This window comes from Streptomyces sp. NPDC025784 (assembly GCF_055558435.1).
In genome coordinates this window covers 208,842-227,638 of the sequence record NZ_JBVHMN010000007.1, presented here as the reverse complement: position 1 = coordinate 227,638, position 18,797 = coordinate 208,842, and the positions used below count along the sequence as shown (strand labels likewise).

Sequence of the window (18,797 nt, the reverse complement as noted above, 5' to 3'; positions counted from 1 at the left end):
CCTCCTAGAGCGGCTCGCCAGGTCCTAGTACGACTTGGGCAGACCCAGGGTCTGGTGGGAGACGTAGTTGAGAATCATCTCCCTGCTCACCGGCGCGATACGAGACACGCGCGAGGCCGTAATCAGGGAGGCGAGGCCGAACTCACGGGTGAGGCCGTTGCCGCCGAGGGTGTGCACGGCCTGGTCGACGGCCCGTACGCAGGCCTCACCGGCGGCGTACTTGGCCATGTTCGCCGCCTCTCCGGCCGCCACGTCGTCCCCGCGGTCGTAGAGGTGGGCCGCCTTCTGCATCATCAGGCGGGCCAGTTCGAGTTCGATGTGGGACTGCGCCAGGGGGTGCGCGATGGCCTGGTGGGCGCCGATGGGCGCCTTCCACACGGTGCGCTCGCGGGCGTAGCCGACGGCCTTGGCGAGGGCGTACCGGCCCATGCCGATCGCGAACGCGGCCGTCATCACCCGTTCGGGGTTGAGGCCGGCGAAGAGCTGGAGCAGGCCGGCGTCCTCGTCGCCGACGAGTGCGTCGGCGGGCAGCCGCACGTCGTCCAGGGTCAGCTCGAACTGCTTCTCCGCGCCGTGCAGTTCCATGTCGATGGGACGGCGGCCGAAGCCCTCGGCGTCCCGCTCCACGATGAACAGGCAGGGCTTCAGGCTGCCCGTCCGCGCGTCCTCCGTGCGGCCCACGATGAGCGTCGCGTCGGCGATGTCGACGCCCGAGATGAACACCTTCCGGCCGGTGAGGACCCAGTCGGTGCCGTCCCGGCGGGCCGTGGTGGTGATCCGGTGCGAGTTGGAGCCCGCGTCGGGCTCGGTGATGCCGAAGGCCATCGTGCGGGTGCCGTCGGCGAGTCCGGGCAGCCACTGCCGCTTCTGCTCCTCGGTGCCGAACCGTGCGATGACGGTGCCGCAGATGGCGGGCGAGACGACCATCATCAGCAGGGGGCAGCCGGCGGCGCCCAGCTCCTCCAGAACGATGGAGAGTTCGGCTATGCCACCGCCTCCGCCGCCGTACTCCTCGGGCAGGTTCACGCCGAGGTAGCCGAGCTTGGCCGCCTCGGACCAGAGTTCGTCCGGGTGCCCCCCGTCGGCGACGACCTTGGCGAGGTAGTCGCGGCCGTAGCGCGCGCCCAGGGCGGCCACGGCGGAACGGAGTGCCTTGTGCTCTTCGGTCTCGACGGCGGAACTCATGGAGCCTCCTGAAGACGGAAAGTACGGCTGGTTCATGACGGGTCGCGCGGTCCGGCCGGGTCGCGCGCGCGGTGCGGCGGCGCGGGCCGCCGCACCGGGGCGTTACGGGGTGTCGTCGTGCGGGGCCGGCTGCACGACCGCGAGCAGCGCGCCCACCTCGACCTGCCGGCCGGGGGCCGCGTGCAGGGCCGTGAGCGTGCCCGCGGCGGGCGCGGAGATCCGGTGCTCCATCTTCATCGCCTCCAGCCACAGCAGCGGTTCCCCGGCCCGTACGAAGGCGCCGACGGCCAGGCCCTCGGCGACGCGTACGACGGTTCCGGGCATGGGTGCGAGCAGCGAGCCCGGGTCCTGCTGGGCGGTGGGGTCGCCGAAGCGCGGCAGCGCGGTCAGCGCGGTGGCGTTCACGAAGACCTGGTCGCCGTGGCGCGCGATCGCGAAGTCGCGTCGTACGCCGTCGACTTCGAGGACCACGAGAGAGTCGTCGGCGCGCACCACGCGCACCCCCTCGGCCGCGAGGCCCTCGCGGGTGTGGCGGTAGCGCGCCTCGTGCTCGGTGCCGGCCATCAGGTAGCGCTTGACCTGCGGCTGCGAGGCCACGTTGCGCCAGCCGCCAAACCTGGACCGGCCGTGCGCGTCGGCGAGGGCCGCGGCCAGCGGCGCGTACGGGTCGGGGGCGGGCTCGGTCAGCTCGTCCAGGTGACGGTCGTAGAACCCGGTGTCCATGCGGGCCTCGGCGAACTCCGGGTGCCGCAGGGAGCGGACGAGGAGGTCCCGGTTGGTGACCGGGCCGTGCACGGTCGCCCGCTCCAGGGCGCCCGCCAGTTTCCGCACCGCCTCGGCGCGCGTGGGGGCGTGGGCGACCGCCTTGGCGAGCATCGGGTCGTAGTGGATGCCGATCTCGGCGCCGTCGGCGTACCCGGTGTCCAGGCGGATGCCGTCCGGGACGGCGAGGCGGTGCAGGACCCCGGTCTGCGGGGCCCAGGAGCGTGCCGGGTCCTCCGCGTACAGGCGGGCCTCGACCGCGTGTCCCCGCGCCCGGGGCGGCTCGTCCTCCAGGGTGCCGCCCTCGGCGACCCGGATCTGCAGCGCCACCAGGTCGATGCCGAACACGGCCTCCGTCACCGGGTGTTCCACCTGCAGGCGGGTGTTCATCTCCAGGAAGTGCGCCCGGCCGTCCGCGACCAGGAACTCGACCGTCCCGGCGCCCACGTAGTCGACGGCGCGGGCGGCGCGCACGGCCGAGGCGTGCAGCTCGGCGGCGAGCTCGTCGCCCAGGCCAGGCGCCGGCGCCTCCTCGACGACCTTTTGGTGACGGCGCTGGAGGGAGCAGTCGCGGGTGCCGAGCGCCCACACCGTGCCGTGCGTGTCGGCGAGGACCTGCACCTCGACGTGCCGGCCGCCTTCCACGTACGGCTCGACGAAGACCTCGCCGTCGCCGAACGCGCTCAGCGCCTCGGCGCGCGCCGCCGCCAGCTCCCCGTCCAGGTCGGCCAGGTCCCGCACGATCCGCATGCCGCGTCCGCCGCCGCCCGCGGCGGCCTTCACCAGCACGGGCAGGTCGCCGTCCGTCACCGACGCGAGGGGTTCGATGCCCATCAGCTGCTTGGCGCGGGTCTTGGAGGCCATCGCCTCGATCGCCCCGGGCGGCGGCCCGATCCACACGAGGCCGGCGTCGAGGACGGCGCGTGCGAAGTCGGCGTTCTCGGAGAGGAAGCCGTAGCCGGGGTGCACGGCGTCCGCGCCCGCGTTCAGCGCCGCCTTCACGATCAGGTCGGCGCGCAGATAGGTCTCCGCCGGGGCCGCGCCCGGCAGCCGCACCGCCGCCTCCGCCATGCGGGTGTGCAGGGCGTTCTCGTCGGCGTCCGAGTACACGGCGACGGTCCGGATCCCGAGTTCCCCGCAGGTGCGGAAGACACGGCAGGCGATCTCGCCCCGGTTGGCGACAAGGACTGAGCTGATCACTGGAGGGACCTCACATCCGGAAGACGCCGAAGCCACCGCGCACGCCCTCGTAGGGCGCCGTGTGGATCGCGGACAGGCACATGCCGAGGACGGTGCGGGTGTCGCGCGGGTCGATGACCCCGTCGTCGTACAGCCGGCCGGACAGGAACATCGGCAGCGACTCGGACTCGATCTGCTGCTCCACCATGGCGCGCAGCGCGGCGTCGGCCTCGTCGTCGTAGGGCCGTCCCTTCGCCGCGGCCGACTGCCGGGCGACGATGGACAGGACGCCCGCGAGCTGCTGCGGGCCCATGACCGCCGACTTGGCGCTCGGCCAGGCGAACAGGAAGCGCGGGTCGTAGGCGCGCCCGCACATGCCGTAGTGCCCGGCTCCGTACGACGCCCCCATGAGCACCGACAGGTGCGGGACCCGGGAGTTGCTCACCGCGTTGATCATCATGGCGCCGTGCTTGATGATGCCGCCCTGCTCGTACTCCTTGCCCACCATGTAGCCGGTGGTGTTGTGCAGGAACAGCAGCGGGATGTCGCGCTGGTTGGCGAGCTGGATGAACTGGGCGGCCTTCTGGGACTCGGCGCTGAAGAGCACGCCCTGGGCGTTGGCGAGGATGCCGACGGGGTACCCGTGCAGGGCGGCCCAGCCGGTCGTCAGGCTGGTCCCGTAGCGGGGCTTGAACTCGTCGAAGTCCGAGCCGTCGACGATCCGGGCGATCACCTCGCGCGGGTCGAAGGGGTGCTTGAGGTCGCCGGGGACGATCCCGAGCAGTTCGTCCTCGTCGTACTTGGGCGGGGCGGCCGGGCCAGGATCGCCGTACGCCTTGCGGTGGTTGAGGCGGGCGACCACGCGCCGGGCCTGCCGCAGCGCGTCCTCCTCGTCGACGGCGAAGTAGTCCGCGAGTCCCGAAACGCGCGCGTGCATGTCGGCGCCGCCCAGCGACTCGTCGTCGCTCTCCTCGCCCGTGGCCATCTTCACCAGCGGCGGCCCGCCGAGGAAGACCTTGGCCCGCTCCTTGACCATGATCACGTGGTCGGACATGCCCGGGACGTACGCGCCGCCCGCGGTGGAGTTGCCGAAGACGACCGCCACGGTGGGGATCCCCGCCGCCGACAGCCGGGTGAGGTCGCGGAAGATCGCGCCCCCGGGGATGAAGATCTCCTTCTGCGACGGCAGATCGGCGCCGCCCGACTCGACGAGGCTGATGCAGGGCAGCCGGTTGGCGAGCGCGATGTCGTTGGCCCGCAGGGCCTTCTTCAGGCTCCACGGGTTGCTGGCGCCGCCGCGCACGGTCGGGTCGTTCGCCGTGATCAGACACTCGACCCCCTCGACCACGCCGATGCCGGTGACGAGGGAGGCGCCGACGGTGTACTCGCTGCCCCAGGCCGCCAGCGGCGACAGCTCCAGGAAGGGCGTGTCCGGGTCCAGCAGCAGTTCGATGCGTTCGCGTGCGAGCAGCTTGCCGCGCGCGCGGTGTCGGGCCACGTACTTCTCGCCCCCGCCCGCGAGGGCCTTGGCGTGCTCGCCCTCCAGTTCGGCGAGCTTGGCGGCCATCGTCTCGCGGTGGGCCGCGTACTCGGGGCTCTCGGTGTCGAGCGCGGTGGGAAGGACGGTCACAGGAGGCTCTCCGGAATGTCCAGGTGACGGGAGCGGAGCCATTCGCCCAGGGCCTTGGCCTGGGGGTCGAAGCGGGCCTGGGAGGCGACGCCCTCGCCGAGGATCCCCTCGACGACGAAATTGAGGGCGCGCAGGTTGGGCAGCACGTGCCGGACGACGGTCAGCGGGGCGCTCTCGGGCATCAGCTCCCGGAACCGGTCGGCCGTCAGCTCGTGGGCCAGCCAGCGCCAGGCGTCGTCCGTGCGCGCCCACACACCCACGTTGGCGTTCCCGCCCTTGTCCCCGCTGCGGGCGCCGGCGACCCGGCCGAGCGGTACGCGGCGCGTCGGCCCCGGCGGCAGCGGGTCGGGCAGGACGGGGTCCGGGGCGTCGTCGAGGACGCGGGTGTCCGGCGCCCCGGGCACCGGGATCCTGCGTCCGTCGTCCAGGACGGCCGCGTGGGCGACAGCTGCCTGGGGGACGTGCACGGCCTCGAAGACGCCGTAGGGCGCGCCCTTGCCGGGGGGCGCCACCACGTGGAAGCCGGGGTAGCTGGCGAGCGCCAGCTCGATGGCCGCCCCGCTCAGCGCGCGCCCGACGGTCTGCTGGTCGGGATCCCGCACGACGAGCCGCAGCAGCGCGCTCGCCGTCTCCTCGGTGTCCGCGTCGGACCGGTCGGTGCGGGCCAGTTCCCACCGCACCTCGGCGGGTGGCGACTTGGCGAGCGCGTCCGTCATCTGCTCGCGGACGAGCGCGGCCTTGTCCTCGACGTCGAGTCCGGTGAGGACGAAGACGACCTCGTTGCGGAAGCCGCCGAGCCTGTTGAGGCCGACCTTGAGCGTCGGTGGCGGCGCCTCGCCGCGCACGCCCTCGATCCGGACGCGGTCGGGGCCCTGACGGCCGAGCCGTACGGTGTCCAGCCGGGCCGTGACGTCGGGTCCCGCGTACCGGGCGCCGCCCGTCTCGTAGAGCAGTTGCGCGGTGACCGTGCCGACGTCGACGAAGCCGCCGGTGCCGTCGTGCTTGGTGATGACGCAGCTGCCGTCCTCGTGGAGTTCCGCCAGCGGGAAGCCGGGCCGGCGCACGTCGCCGTCCCGGAAGAACGCGTAGTTGCCGCCGGTGGCCTGGGTCCCGCACTCCAGTACGTGACCGGCGACGACGGCGCCCGCGAGCCGGTCGTGGTCCGTGGGCCCCCAGCCGAAGTGGGCGGCGGCGGGCCCGGTGACCAGGGCCGCGTCGGTCACCCGTCCGGTGACCACGACGTCCGCGCCCTGCCGCAGGCAGGCGGTGATGCCGAAGCCGCCGAGGTAGGCGTGCGCGGCCAGACTGCCGGGATGATCCGCGGTGAGGTCGTCGCCCTCGACATGGGCGACGCGCACCGGGATGCCGAGCCGTTCCGCCAGTCTCCTTACGGCGGCGGCGAGTCCGGCGGGGTTGAGCCCCCCGGCGTTGGTGACGATGCGCACGCCGCGCTCGTGGGCGAGGCCGAGGCAGTCCTCCAACTGCCGCAGGAACGTGCGGGCGTAGCCGGCGGCAGGGTCCTTGAGGCGGTCCCTGCCCAGGATGAGCATGGTCAGCTCGGCGAGGTAGTCGCCGGTCAGGACGTCCAGTTCGCCGCCGGTGAGCATCTCGCGCACGGCGTCGAAGCGGTCGCCGTAGAAGCCGGAGGCGTTGCCGATGCGGAGCGGGGCTGCCGGGGCGCTCACCGGGCCGTCTCCCGCGGCACGCGGCCGGTGCCGGGCGGGCCCGCGAAGGCCTGGGCGATGTCGAGCCAGCGGTCGGCGTCGGTGCCGTCGGCGCGCACGGCGAGGTCGGCGCGGTGGGCGCGCTGGGTGACCAGGAGGCAGAAGTCGAGCGCGGGACCGGTGACGCGCTGGGCCGCGTCCTCGGGGCCGTAGGTCCACAGGGCGCCGGAGGGGGCGGTGACTTCCACCCGGAACTCCTCGGCGGGTGCGGGGAGTCCGTGGGCGCCGAACGCGAAGTTCCGTGCCCGGACGCCGATGCGGACCACGTGCCGCAGCCGGTCGGTGGGGGCGCGGACCACGCCGAGCGCGTCGGCGACGTCCTGGCCGTGGGCCCAGGTCTCCATGAGCCGGCCGGTGGCCATGGAGGCGGTGGACATGGGCGGCCCGTACCAGGGGAAGCGGGCGCCGGCCGGGGCCTCGCGCAGGGCGCGGTCGAGCGCGGTCCGCCCGTCCCGCCACCGTGCGAGCAGGTCGGCGGGCGCGAGCCGGGCGCCGTCCTCGGCCCCCTGGTCCACGAACGAGTCGGGGGCCGCGAGCGCCTTCTCGACCAGGGCGTGGAAGGCGTCCGCGTCCGTGACGGCGAGCAGTGCGGAGTGGTCGGTCCAGGCGAGGTGGGCGATCTGGTGGGCGACGGTCCACCCTGCGGCGGGTGTGCTGAGCGCCCACCGGCCTGTTTCCAACTCCGCGACCAGCCGGTCGAGTTCCTCGCTCTCCTGCTGCAGATCGTCGATCACTGACGACGCGTCGGACACGATGCGCTCCCTCGGGGCACGACGTTGTGTGCCCCGGAGCATGTCAGCGACCGCAGAAACAAGCAAGCATGCTTGCATTAATTCTCGTGGCCACGGCGGGCGGGCGGGCGGAAGGTGCGCGGGAATCCGGCACGAAGCGGGGACTTTGTCGTGATCAGGTCACCCGGATAGGCTCTGCCGCCATGCTTCCGACCCCCTCCCGTCCCGGTCCCGACGCCACCGTCCACCGCTTCGGCATGCGGCGGCTGCGGACCGGACTGCCCGGCACACTGATCGCCCTCTGCCTCGCCCCGCTCCCCCTGGCCGTCAGCGCGGCGCAGCACGGAGTGGGCGCCGGACGGTGGGCCTTCGCCGTGGTGTGGCTGCTGTTCTGGGGCGGACTGGGGGCGCTGATGTCCTATGCGCTGTGGGCGGGGCGCCGGACCCTGCTCGCCTTCGACGCGTACGGCGTGTGGTGGTGGCACGGCCCCGAGCGTTACGCGGCGGTGCCGTGGCAGTCGCTCGCCGGCGTCGGCCTCCACTGGGCGCACAAGGGCAGCGCGAGGGCGGGCCGGAAGGTCATGAGCCTCGAACTGTGCCCGTACGGCGACGTCGACGCCGACGACCCCGTGCTCCGGCCGCTGGTCGTCCGGGACGAGCCGCTGCGCCCCGGGCTGCCCGATCGCCGCTACCGGATCGGGATCCCGACGTACTCCGGCCGCCGATGGGGACGCGAACTGGCCGCGTCGGCCCATGCGCGGGCGCCGCACCTGTGGTTCGGCGAGCACGAGCGGCCGTACGGCCGTCCCGGTCCGGTGCAGCGCACGAGCTGAACCGGGGCACCGCGGGACGTCAGCCCGCGGAATCCCCGGCCGCCGGCAGCGGCTCCTGCTCCAGGCCCTTGGCCCTGCCGCGGCCCACCTGCGTCCGCACCGCCCCCATGCTCGCCGCGATGACCAGGGCGATCGCCAGGGCCTGGGTGACGGACAGCGCCTGGCCGAGGACGAGGAAGCCCGCGGTGGCGGCGACGGCCGGTTCGAGGCTCATGAGGATGGCGAAGGTGGAGGCGGGCAGCCGCCGCAGGGCGAGGAGTTCGAGGGTGTAGGGCAGGACCGAGGAGAGGACGGCCACCGCCGCGCCCAGCACCACCGTGGTGGGGACGAGGAGCTTCGATCCGGACTCGGCGATACCCAGCGGCAGGAAGGCCACCGCCGCGACCACCATGGCGAGGGCGAGCCCGTCGGCCTGGGGGAAGCGCCTGCCCGTACGGGCGCTGAAGACGATGTACGCCGCCCACATGGCGCCGGCGCCGAGCGCGAAGGCCACACCGGCCGGGTCGAGGCTGCTGAACCCTCCGCCGCCGAGCAGGAAGACGCCGCCGAGCGCGAGGCCGGCCCAGACCAGGTTCACGGCGCGCCGGGAGGCGAGCACCGAGAGCGCGAGGGGGCCGAGCACTTCGAGCGTGACGGCGGGACCCAGCGGGATCCGGTCGACCGCCTGATAGAAGAGGCCGTTCATCGCGGCCATCGTCAGACCGAAGACGACGACGGTGCCCCAGTCGGCGCGCGAGTGCCCGCGCATCCTGGGGCGGCAGACCGCGAGCAGCACGACCGCCGCCACCAGCAGCCGGAGGGTCACCACGCCGAGCGCGCCGGCCCGCGGCATCAGACTCACCGCGAGGGCGCCGCCGAACTGCACGGAGATGCCGCCGGCGAGGACCAGCCCCACGGGCCCGAGAGCGCCCCGTCGGCCCGGTCCGCCCGCCGTGGGCGCGCCCGGCGCGGGGGCGGGAGCCATCGCGGGGGCGACCGAGGCCGGGGAGGACGGGACGGCGCTGGGGGTGTTCACGGGACCTTCCAGGGGATCGACGCGGGATTCGTTCACCATGCTGCACTTGTCAGTCCAGAGTAATGGACTTGGTCAGGCGTGTGAACCCATGACGGAACTGTCCCACGGTGCGGACGGCGACGCCCGCCGGCCCCCCTCGCCGGGCCCCGGGCCATGCCCGCCCGGACCCCGGCCGGGCCCCGGCCACCGTCCGGTCCGGGGCGGCCTGGGGCGGATTCGGAGGTGCCGGGGCCGGGCCACCGGGGCGAGTGCCGGGCGGCCCGGGTCGGGAACCCGGGCGGCTCGCAGCGGGATCAGGCCGACTCGGGTCGCGACCCGGGCGGCCCGCACGGGATTTCGGGTGGACAGGACCGGATCCCGGCCGACGCCGTTCCGCCGGACCCCGGCCGCCCTGGTCGGATCCGCGGTGGCCCGGGCCGGGTCCCCGCGACCAGCGCCGGATCCCGGCCGATCCGCGTCGGGCCCGGCGGCCCGCACCGGGTTCCGAGCGGCCCACCTCGCGTGCCGGGCATGCCGCACCGGGTCCCGAGCGGCCCACCTCGCGTCGCGTGCCGGGCATGCCGCACCGGGTCCCGGCCGACCCCCGTCGCAGCCCGGACGACCCGCGTCGGATCCCGGGCGCCCGGGCCGGGTTACGGCCGACCCGCGTCGGCCCCCGGCCCGCCCCGGTCTGGCGGAACGGCTGCGACCGCGGGATCTCGGCCGGGGTCGGGCAGTGCGTCCGCCAGCGCCTCGGCGAGGTGCCGTGCCCCGCTGTCGGCCAGTTGGGCCAGCTGGGTGCGGCAGGAGAAGCCGTCCGCGAGGAGCAGCGTGTCGTCCGTGGCCGCGCGCACCGCCGGGAGGAGCTGTTCCTCCGCGCAGGCCCTGGACACCTCGTAGTGGCCCTTCTCGAAGCCGAAGTTCCCGGCCAGACCGCAGCAGCCGCCCGCGAGGGTGCCGGTCAGTCCGGCCGCCTCGCGCAGCCGGCGGTCGGCGGCGTCGCCGAGCACCGCGTGCTGATGGCAGTGGGTCTGGCCGGCGACCGGGCGGTCCAGCCGGGGCGGGGTCCAGTCCGGGGCGTGGCGCTCCAGGGCCTCGGCGAACGTCATCACCGCCGCCGCGAGCCGCGCCGCGCGGGGGTCGTCGTGCAGCAGCTCCGGGAGGTCGGTGCGCAGGGCGGCGGCGCAACTGGGCTCCAGGACGACGACCGGAATGCCCTCCGCCTCCAGGTAGGGCTCCATCAGATCGAGCGAGCGGCGCATCACGGCACGGGCCCGGTCGAGCTGTCCGGTGGAGACGTACGTCAGCCCGCAGCAGACGCGGCTGCGGCGGCGCGCGAGAAGCAGCGAGAGACCGGCCGGCCCGCGCGTCACCCCGTCGCCGACCGGCCCCCACCGGGTCCGGAGCCCGTCTCCGGTCCCGTCGGAGCCCCCGGCCCGCGGCCGGCCTCCGTTCTCCTCCGCGGTCCCCGGGCCGATCCGGTCGCTCCCGTCGGACGCCCCGGTCCCCGGTCCCCTGGGCCGACCGCCCGCGTCCGGCCGCGGCGGCCGGCGCTTCCCGGCCGGACCGGGAGTCATCCGCTTCGTCGCCGGCAGCAGGACCGTCAGCCCGGCCGCCTCCAGGACGCGGACGGCCGCCCGCCCCACGGACGGCGACAGGTGCTCGGTGAAGGTGTCCGGCCAGAGCACCACGACGGTGCCGCCGAACCCCGGGAAGGCCGGTCGCGGCCCCGGCCGCCGCCGCGCGCGCACGAACGCCTTCACCCGGTCCCGGAACCGGCGGGTCCACCAGCGGCTGAACGTCTCCGCCGCCAGCCGCGGGATCTCCCGCTCCGGCGCGATCCCGGCCAGCCGCTTGGCGACGGCGGCCAACGGGCGTACGGAGGCGAGGCCGTTGACCAGCCGGGCGGAACGTGTCCGGGACACCGCGGCGAGCCACACGGGCAGCCGGCCCATCGCGTAGTGCGCGGCGGGCCGGCGACGCCCGGCGTAGTGGTGGTGGAGGAACTCCGCCTTGTACGTGGCCATGTCGACGCCGACCGGGCAGTCCGACCGGCAGCCCTTGCAGGACAGGCACAGGTCCAGCGCGTCGCGGACCTCCGTGGAACGCCATCCGTCGGTCACGACCTCGCCCGCGAGCATCTCGTGCAGCAGCCGGGCGCGCCCACGCGTCGAGTGCTCCTCCTCGCCGGTCGCCCGGAAGGAGGGGCACATCACGCCGGTCGCCGACGCCCCGGTCGTACGGCATTTGGCGACGCCCACACAGCGGCGCACCGCCGCCGAGAAGTCCCCGCCGTCCGCCGGATACCCGAACTCCACGTCCACGGGCCGGCCCGGCAGCGCCGCGAACCGCAGGTTCTCGTCGAGGCGGTGCGGCCGTACGAGCATGCCGGGGTTGAGCAGGTGGTCGGGGTCCCAGAGGTCCTTCGCCCGCTCGAAGAGGCCGACCATGCCGGCGCCGTACATCCGGGGCAGCAGCTCCGCCCGCGCCTGTCCGTCGCCGTGCTCGCCGGAGAGGGAACCGCCGTGCGAGACGACCACCTCGGCCAGTTCCTGCGAGAAGCTCCGGAAGCGGGCCACCCCCGCCGTGCTGACGAGGTCGAAGTCGATGCGCACATGGATGCAGCCGTCGCCGAAGTGCCCGTACGGCGTGCCGCGCAGGCCGTACGACGTCAGCAGGGCGCGGAAGTCGCGCAGGTACGCCCCGAGCCGGGCGGGCGGCACCGCGCAGTCCTCCCAACCGGGCCAGGCCTCGCTGCCGTCCGGCATCCGGGTCGCGGTGCCGCTGGCGTCCTCGCGGATGCGCCACAGGGCGCGCTGCCCGGCCGGGTCGGTGACCACGACGGCGTCCGTCACGTCGGCGGCCCGCACGATCGCGTCCGCACGCGCGCGGGCCTCGCCGCCGGACACCCCGCCCGTCTCCACGAACAGCCAGGCCCCGCCGCGCGGCAGCCCGGCCCCGGCCGGCACCAGATCGGCGGCCATCCCCTCCACGGTCAGCGGCCCGTGCGGCAGCAGCCCGGCCGCCGCCTGTGCGGCCGCGCTCTCGTCCGGGTAGGCGAGCACGGCCAGTGCCCGGGCGGGCGGGTCCTGCACGAGCCGTACGACGGCTTCCGTCAGTACCCCCCAGGTGCCCTCGGAGCCGCAGAAGGCGCGGGCGACGTCCGCGCCGCGCTCCGGCAGGAGGGCGTCGAGCGCGTAGCCGGAGATGCGGCGCGGCAGGTCCGGGAAGCCGGTGCGCAGGCGCGCGAGTTCACCGTCCACCAGGTCGCGGAGCCCGGCCGGCTCGCCCGCCCAGTCCCGGCCCAGCCTCAGGCGCGCGCCCCGCGCGGTGACCACCGACAGGTCCCGCACGCTGTCCGCGGTCGTGCCCCAGGCCACCGAGTGCGATCCGCACGAGTTGTTGCCGATCATTCCGCCGAGCGTGCAGCGGCCGTGCGTCGACGGGTCCGGGCCGAAGCGCAGGCCGTGCGGGGCGGCGGCCTCCTGGAGGCGGTCGAGGACGACGCCGGGCTGGACCACGGCGGTCCGGGAGTCCGGGTCGAGCGAGACGATGGCGTTCATGTGCCGGGTGAAGTCGAGGACGACGCCGGTGCCCGTGGCCTGCCCGGCGATCGACGTGCCACCGCCGCGGGCCACGACGGGCACGCCGTGCGCGCGGCAGACGGCGAGCGCCGCCGCCACGTCGTCGGCGTCGCGCGGGGACACGACGCCGAGCGGGACGCGGCGGTAGTTGGACGCGTCCATGGTGGTCAGTGCCCGCGCGGTGGTGCCGAAGTCGACCTCGCCGCGGACCGCCCGGCGCAGCCCTTCCCGCAGTGCCCGGGCGTCGGTCGCCGGTACCGGTGTCCCCTGCTTCCCGAGATCCGTCATGCCTCCCAGGATGCCGCCGTGCGTCGGTGCCACCGGTGCTCCGCGCATCCCGTTTCGCGCCCGGGTCCTGAAACCGCTCCCAGAACCTTCCCAATGCGATCACGAACTCTCATATAGTGATCGCAAGTTGAGCACCGGGTGTCGCTTCTCGCCCAGGACACGACCGAGGACACGTTCTCGCCCCAGAAGACGACCGAGGACCGATTGATGACCCCGCCTCTCCCCCACGGCGAACGACCCACCTTCCGCGCCGTCGCGCCCGCTCCGCTGATCACCGCCGTCCCGGCCGCCCTCGCGGTGACCTGCGCGGTCGCCCTGGCTCCCGACTCGGCGCGCGCACCGCTCGCCTGGGGCACGGGCGCCGCCGCGATCCTGCTCTGCGCGGCCGTCGCGGTGGCCGCGCACGCCGTGCAGAGCGTGAAACTGGCGCGCCGCCGCCTCGACACCGTGACCGAGGACGCCGGACGGCTCCTCCAGGAAAGGGCCCGGCTGACCGAGGAGTTCAACCAGGAACGGGCCCGCCTCGCCGACGACGCCGCACGCGAGCGGACCCGTCTCACCGAGGCAGCCGCCCGCGAACGCGTCCGGCTGACCGAGGAGTTCGCGTCGGAACGCGAGCAACTCACCGAGCAGTTCGCCGCGGAGCGGCGGCAACTGGCCGAGGAGCAGGAACGGCTCACCCGCGAACGGGACCGTCTCACCGAGGAGAACGCGCGGCAGGCGCAGCGCGCCCGGCAGGCCTCGGGCGACCGGGCCGCCGCGCTCTCGGCGACCGCCAACGCGGCGGGCCGCATGCAGGCGCTGGCCACCGGCATGCTCGCCGACCTGCGCGGCATGGAGGAGAGGCACTCCGACGAGGACGTCCTCGCCGATCTCCTCCACCTCGACCACCGCACCGCGCAGGCGGGCCGGCTCGCCGACTCGGTCGCCGTCCTGACCGGCGCGCGCTCCGGCCGCCGCTGGGCCCGCCCGATCGTCATGGAGTCGATCCTGCGCGGCGCGATGGGCCGCATCAGCGGCTACCAGCGGGTGCGCGTGCACTCCGCCAGCGAGGCCGCCGTCGCCGGACACGCCGCCGAGGGCGTGATGCACGCGCTCGCCGAACTCCTCGACAACGCGGCGAACTTCTCGCCGCCGACCGCAGAGGTCCACGTGTACGTGGAGGAGGTCCCGGCCGGCGTCATCGTCTCCGTCGAGGACAGCGGCCTGGTCATGGGCGACGTCCAACTGCGCCGCGCCGAACGGGCCGTGTCCGGCGACGTCGCCGAGCTCGGCGGCCTCACCGGTACCCGGCTCGGCCTCGCCGTGGTCGGCCGGCTCGCCCGCAAGCACGGCCTGACGGTGTCCTTCCGGCCCTCCGCGCGCGGCGGCACCGGCGTCCTGGTGCTCATCCCCCAGGACCTGCTGACCCAGCCGTCCGCACCGCTGTCCGCCGACCCCGCCCCGGCATCGCGCCCCGCCGTCAGCGCGCGCACCGAGGTGTCGTACGCCGCCGCCCGCGCCGTCGAGGACCTCGACCCGGACCCGGTCCCCTCCCACGACTCGCCCCGGCACGAAGCGGCGGCCCCGTCGACCGGCGGCCTGCCCAAGCGCCGCCGCGGCCGGACCCTCGCGCACGCCGAGCGCAGCCGCTCGCACGCCACGCCCCCGGCCGCCGAGCCGAAGCCCCGCACCCCCGACGAGGCGAAGGCACGGGCCGTCGCCCGCTTCGGCAGCTTCCGCGACGCGGTGCGCGGCGCGGCGGCCGGCGCCGCGGAGGCCGCTCGGCAGCAGGCCCCCGCGGCCGACGTACCGCCCGACGGGCCCGAGAACGCCGCGCGCGACGAGACGGTCGCACCGACGGCGTCCCCCAGCATCCACCCGACCCCGCACTCGCACCCGGAAGGCGACACCACCCCATGACCGGCACCACCACCGCCGACGAGAAGCTCTCCTGGCTCATCGAGGGCCTCCTTGAGCGCACCCCGGGCGCGCGGCACGCGCTCGTGCTCTCCCGCGACGGCCTGAAGCTGTGCCGCACCCCCGAGCTCTCGGTCGACCAGGCCGACCAGCTCGCCGCGATCGCCGCCGGCATCCAGTCGCTGTCCCACGGGGCGTCCGTCGAGTTCGGCGACGGCAGCGGCGGCGTGCGCTCGGCGATGGCCGAGTTCTACGGCGGGGTCCTGTTCATCGTGGAGGCGGGCGACGGCGCGCACCTCGCCGTGGTCACCGCCGAGGACGCCGACGCGGGTCTGGTCGGGCACAACATGAGCGAACTCGTGGAGCAACTCGGCGAACACCTGAGCGCGCAGCCCCGTACGTCATGAGCCGACCGGGCAGGGACGACGCGCCGGACCGGCTGTACACCCTCACGGGAGGGCGCAGCCGGTCCGGGCCCGACACCCCCTTCGACCTCGTGACCCTGGTGGTCGCCGAGTGCGACCCGGTGGCGGGCATGCAGTCCGAGCACGCCGCGATCCTGCGGCTGTGCGAGCGGCCGACGGCGGTCGTCGAGATCGCCGCCGAGCTGCGGCTGCCGGTGTCCATCACCCGCATCCTGCTCGCCGACCTGCTCGCCGCGGGCCGGGTCAGCGCCCGCCATCCGCACGCGGCGGTCCCCTCAGGTCTCCCCGATCCCGACATCCTGGAGCAGGTGCTCGTTGGACTCCGTAACCTCTGACGCCCTCGCGCCCGCGAGCGCCCGTACCCCCCTTCAGGCGTCGGCCGACAACGGCCTGAAGATCGTGATCGTCGGCGGCTTCGGCGTCGGCAAGACGACCCTGGTCCGCTCCGTCAGCGAGATCCGTCCTCTCAACACCGAGGAGACGATGACGCAGGCCGGTGCCGCCGTGGACGACATCAGCGAGGTGCGCGGCAAGTCCGCCACCACCGTCGCCTTCGACTTCGGCCGCATCACCCTGGACGCCCACAATGTGCTGTACCTGTTCGGCGCGCCCGGGCAGGAGCGCTTCTGGTTCCTCTGGGACCGGCTGTTCTCCGGCACGCTCGGCGCGGTCGTCCTCGTCGACACCCGGCGCATCGACGACTCCTGGTACGCCATCGACCGGCTGGAGCACCACGGCACCCCGTTCATCGTGGCCTGCAACGACTTCGGCGGGCCCACGCACACCCCCGCGCAGATCCGCGAGGCACTCGACCTCGATCCGCACGTGCCGCTGATCGACTGCGACGCCCGCTCCCGGGAGTCCGCCAAGCGGGTGCTGATCACCCTGGTCGAGCACCTCGCCTCCCTGTACGCCCCTCACGGCGCCGCCGCGCACGGCGCCCCGAACTCACCGGAGCCGGCACTGTGACCCCCGCCCCCGTGCCGCTGAGCGGCCCCCGGTTCCAGACCGAACCGGCCGAGCTGTACCGGGAGATGCGGCGCGACCACGGCGCGGTCGTACCCGTGGTGCTCGACGGCGACATCCCGGCATGGCTGGTGCTGGGCTACCGCGAACTGCACCAGGTCACCGGCGACCCGCAGCTGTTCAGCCGGGACTCCGAGCTGTGGAACCAGTGGGACCGCATCCCCGACGACTGGCCGCTGCTCCCGATGATCGGCCGCAGGCAGCCCTCCATCCTGTACACCGTCGGCGAGCGCCATCGTGAACGCGCCGCGATGATCAGCAACGCGCTCGAAACCGTCGACGCCTTCGAACTGCGCAGCCACGCGGAGAAGTTCGCCGACGAGCTCATCGACGCGGTGTGCACGAAGGGCGAGACCGACATCGTCGAGGACTACGCGGCCCTGCTGCCGGTACGCGTCCTCGCGCGCCTCTACGGCTTCTCCGACGAACAGGGCCCCGGCCTCGTCACCGCCCTCAACGACATGGTCAACGGACGTGAGGGCGCACTCGCCGGACAGCAGCACCTGGCCACGTCGATGGCACAGCTGCTGGCCGACCGGAAGGACGAGCCCGCGGACGACGTCGTCTCCCGCATGCTCGCCGACCCGTCCGGCTTCACGGACGAGGAGATCGTCCAGGACCTCATGGTCATGATGGCCGCGGGCCACCAGCCGACCGCCGACTGGATCGGCAACTCGCTGCGTCTGATGCTCACGGACGAACGGTTCGCCGCCTCCCTGTTCGGCGGCCGGCACAGCGTCGGCGAGGCCATGAACGAGGTCCTGTGGGAGGACACCCCGACCCAGAACGTGGCGGGCCGCTGGGCCTCCCGCGACACCCAGCTCGGCGGGCGCCGGGTCCGCGCCGGCGACCTGCTGCTGCTCGGCCTCCAGGGCGCCAACGCCGACCCCCAGGTCCGCACCGACGGCTCCGCCCTCACCGGCGGCAACAGCGCCCACTTCTCCTTCGGCCACGGCGAGCACCGCTGCCCGTTCCCGGCTCAGGAGGTCGCCGAGGTCATCGCGCGGACCGGCATCGAGGTCGTGCTGGACCGGCTGCCGGACATCGACCTGGCCGTACCCGCCGAGTCGCTGACCAGGCGTCCCTCCCCGTGGCTGCGGGGCCTGACCGGACTGCCGGTGACGTTCACCCCCGTACCCGCGCGCTGACACCTCGCGCGCACCCGGCCGGCCTGCTCCGTCCGGCCGGGGTCCGGGGGCTGCCCCCGGGCACCCACCGCATCCCACCCCGCCCTTGGAGGCACCCCCGCATGACCACCGGCACCGAAGAGACCCGCATAGCCCTGGACCCCTTCGTCACCGACCTGGAGGCCGAGAGCGCCGCGCTGCGCGCCGCGGGCCCGCTCGCCGCCGTCGAACTGCCCGGCGGCGTACCGGTGTGGGCGGTCACGCACCACGCCGAGGCCAAGAAGCTGCTGACCGATCCCCGGCTCGTGAAGGACATCAACGTCTGGGGTGCCTGGCAGCGCGGCGAGATCGCCCCGGACTGGCCGCTGATCGGGCTCGCCAACCCGGGCCGTTCGATGCTCACCGTGGACGGCGCCGACCACCGGCGGATGCGCACGCTGGTCGCGCAGGCCCTCACCCCGCGCCGCGTGGAGCAGATGCGGGAGCGGATCACCAAGCTGACCGAAGGGCTGCTCGACGGCCTGGAGGGCGAGGTCGTCGACCTCAAGGCCGACTTCGCCTACCCGCTGCCGATGTACGTCGTGGCCGACCTCATGGGCATCGCGGAGGACCGGCTGCCGCGCCTGAAGGAGCTCTTCGAGAAGTTCTTCTCGACGCAGACCCCGCCCGCGGAGGTCATCGCCACACTCACCGAGCTGGCCGGGATCATGGCGGAGACGGTCGCCGCGAAGCGCGCCGAGCCGGGCGACGACCTCACCTCGGCGCTGATCCTCGCCTCCGAGGACGGTGACCACCTCACCGACGAGGAGATCGTCTCCACGCTCCAGCTGATGGTCGCGGCCGGCCACGAGACGACGATCTCGCTCATCGTCAACGCGGTGGTCAACCTCTCCACCCACCCGGAGCAGCGCGCCCTCGTCCTGTCGGGTGAGGCCGACTGGTCGGCGGTCGTCGAGGAGACGCTCCGCTGGTCCACCCCGACCTCTCACGTCCTGATCCGCTTCGCCACGGAGGACGTCCCGGTCGGCGACAAGGTCATCCCGGCCGGGGACGCGCTGATCGTCTCCTACGGCGCTCTCGGCCGCGACGAGCAGGCCCACGGTCCGACGGCGGGCGACTTCGACATCACCCGCACGGTCCAGAACCGGCACATCTCCTTCGGCCACGGCCCGCACGTATGCCCCGGAGCGGCCCTGTCCCGTCTGGAGGCGGGCGTCGCCCTGCCCGCCCTGTACGCCCGTTTCCCGTCCCTCGACCTGGCCGTCCCCGCCGCCGACCTGCGCAACAAGCCGGTGGTCACCCAGAACGACCTGTTCGAGCTGCCGGTGCGGCTGAACCCGTAGACCCCGTGGTCCCGGCCCCGCACGACCGCGCGGGGCCGGGCCGTCTCGTAGGTCTTGACAAGTCCGC

General features: G+C 74.3%; 14 protein-coding genes. 7 read left to right on the top strand and 7 right to left on the bottom strand.

The window, feature by feature from the left end:
• Positions 1-24: 24 nt before the first annotated feature.
• The 5 genes from ACZ4IF_RS18330 to ACZ4IF_RS18310 all read right to left on the bottom strand — a co-directional run bounded on the left by ACZ4IF_RS18330 (position 25) and on the right by ACZ4IF_RS18310 (position 7,232).
• Positions 25-1,185, bottom strand: coding sequence for an acyl-CoA dehydrogenase family protein (locus ACZ4IF_RS18330; RefSeq protein WP_467564023.1), 1,161 nt, complete (start codon positions 1,183-1,185; stop codon positions 25-27).
• Positions 1,186-1,287: 102 nt separating this feature from the next.
• Positions 1,288-3,147 carry an acetyl/propionyl/methylcrotonyl-CoA carboxylase subunit alpha gene (locus ACZ4IF_RS18325; protein ID WP_467564022.1) on the bottom strand — a complete coding sequence of 620 codons (1,860 nt, stop codon included), beginning with the start codon at positions 3,145-3,147 and terminating at the stop codon, positions 1,288-1,290.
• A gap of 10 nt (positions 3,148-3,157) precedes the next feature.
• Positions 3,158-4,756: an acyl-CoA carboxylase subunit beta gene (locus ACZ4IF_RS18320; RefSeq protein ID WP_359488566.1), complete on the bottom strand. Its 1,599-nt coding sequence runs from the start codon at positions 4,754-4,756 to the stop codon at positions 3,158-3,160.
• Positions 4,753-6,441: an acyclic terpene utilization AtuA family protein gene (locus tag ACZ4IF_RS18315; protein ID WP_467564020.1), complete on the bottom strand. Its 1,689-nt coding sequence runs from the start codon at positions 6,439-6,441 to the stop codon at positions 4,753-4,755. The genes ACZ4IF_RS18320 and ACZ4IF_RS18315 overlap by 4 nt, the downstream gene beginning before the upstream one ends.
• A complete protein-coding gene (locus tag ACZ4IF_RS18310) occupies positions 6,438-7,232 on the bottom strand; it encodes a TIGR03084 family metal-binding protein (RefSeq protein WP_467564018.1) in 795 nt (264 codons plus the stop codon). The genes ACZ4IF_RS18315 and ACZ4IF_RS18310 overlap by 4 nt, the downstream gene beginning before the upstream one ends.
• A gap of 182 nt (positions 7,233-7,414) precedes the next feature.
• Here ACZ4IF_RS18310 and ACZ4IF_RS18305 point away from each other — a divergent pair, with 182 nt between their 5' ends.
• Positions 7,415-8,044, top strand: coding sequence for a hypothetical protein (locus ACZ4IF_RS18305; protein WP_467564016.1), 630 nt, complete (start codon positions 7,415-7,417; stop codon positions 8,042-8,044).
• A gap of 19 nt (positions 8,045-8,063) precedes the next feature.
• Here ACZ4IF_RS18305 and ACZ4IF_RS18300 read toward each other — a convergent pair whose 3' ends face one another.
• Both ACZ4IF_RS18300 and ACZ4IF_RS18295 read right to left on the bottom strand, forming a co-directional pair.
• Positions 8,064-9,059, bottom strand: a complete 996-nt coding sequence (locus tag ACZ4IF_RS18300) for an EamA family transporter (RefSeq protein WP_467564293.1) — start codon at positions 9,057-9,059, stop codon at positions 8,064-8,066.
• A gap of 632 nt (positions 9,060-9,691) precedes the next feature.
• On the bottom strand, positions 9,692-12,910 hold the full coding sequence (locus tag ACZ4IF_RS18295; RefSeq protein ID WP_467564014.1) for an FAD-binding and (Fe-S)-binding domain-containing protein: 3,219 nt from the start codon (positions 12,908-12,910) through the stop codon (positions 9,692-9,694).
• Positions 12,911-13,117: 207 nt separating this feature from the next.
• On the opposite strand from ACZ4IF_RS18295, the gene ACZ4IF_RS18290 reads away from it, so the two are divergent.
• The 6 genes from ACZ4IF_RS18290 to ACZ4IF_RS18265 all read left to right on the top strand — a co-directional run bounded on the left by ACZ4IF_RS18290 (position 13,118) and on the right by ACZ4IF_RS18265 (position 18,730).
• Positions 13,118-14,812 (top strand): ATP-binding protein, encoded by a 1,695-nt coding sequence (locus ACZ4IF_RS18290; RefSeq protein ID WP_467564012.1) that lies wholly within the window; start codon positions 13,118-13,120, stop codon positions 14,810-14,812.
• Positions 14,809-15,216 (top strand): roadblock/LC7 domain-containing protein, encoded by a 408-nt coding sequence (locus tag ACZ4IF_RS18285; RefSeq protein ID WP_028802828.1) that lies wholly within the window; start codon positions 14,809-14,811, stop codon positions 15,214-15,216. The genes ACZ4IF_RS18290 and ACZ4IF_RS18285 overlap by 4 nt, the downstream gene beginning before the upstream one ends.
• A complete protein-coding gene (locus ACZ4IF_RS18280; protein ID WP_028802893.1) occupies positions 15,213-15,569 on the top strand; it encodes a DUF742 domain-containing protein in 357 nt (118 codons plus the stop codon). The genes ACZ4IF_RS18285 and ACZ4IF_RS18280 overlap by 4 nt, the downstream gene beginning before the upstream one ends.
• On the top strand, positions 15,550-16,203 hold the full coding sequence (locus ACZ4IF_RS18275; RefSeq protein WP_359488576.1) for a GTP-binding protein: 654 nt from the start codon (positions 15,550-15,552) through the stop codon (positions 16,201-16,203). Before ACZ4IF_RS18280 ends, ACZ4IF_RS18275 begins: the two co-directional genes overlap by 20 nt.
• The gene (locus tag ACZ4IF_RS18270; protein ID WP_467564009.1) at positions 16,200-17,408 is read left to right on the top strand and encodes a cytochrome P450; all 1,209 of its coding nucleotides are present in this window, start codon (positions 16,200-16,202) and stop codon (positions 17,406-17,408) included. The genes ACZ4IF_RS18275 and ACZ4IF_RS18270 overlap by 4 nt, the downstream gene beginning before the upstream one ends.
• A gap of 101 nt (positions 17,409-17,509) precedes the next feature.
• Complete coding sequence (locus tag ACZ4IF_RS18265; RefSeq protein ID WP_095935070.1) at positions 17,510-18,730, top strand: cytochrome P450 family protein; 1,221 nt, start codon at positions 17,510-17,512, stop codon at positions 18,728-18,730.
• Positions 18,731-18,797 lie beyond the last annotated feature (67 nt).

Excerpts from the sequence above, each read along its gene's own strand:
- ACZ4IF_RS18330 (WP_467564023.1), bottom strand. The coding sequence starts at position 1,185 with ATGAGTTCCGCCGTCGAGACCGAAGAGCACAAGGCACTCCGTTCCGCC.
- ACZ4IF_RS18305 (WP_467564016.1), top strand. The coding sequence starts at position 7,415 with ATGCTTCCGACCCCCTCCCGTCCCGGTCCCGACGCCACCGTCCACCGC.
- ACZ4IF_RS18295 (WP_467564014.1), bottom strand. The coding sequence starts at position 12,910 with ATGACGGATCTCGGGAAGCAGGGGACACCGGTACCGGCGACCGACGCC.
- ACZ4IF_RS18290 (WP_467564012.1), top strand. The coding sequence starts at position 13,118 with ATGACCCCGCCTCTCCCCCACGGCGAACGACCCACCTTCCGCGCCGTC.
- ACZ4IF_RS18285 (WP_028802828.1), top strand. The coding sequence starts at position 14,809 with ATGACCGGCACCACCACCGCCGACGAGAAGCTCTCCTGGCTCATCGAG.
- ACZ4IF_RS18280 (WP_028802893.1), top strand. The coding sequence starts at position 15,213 with ATGAGCCGACCGGGCAGGGACGACGCGCCGGACCGGCTGTACACCCTC.
- ACZ4IF_RS18265 (WP_095935070.1), top strand. The coding sequence starts at position 17,510 with ATGACCACCGGCACCGAAGAGACCCGCATAGCCCTGGACCCCTTCGTC.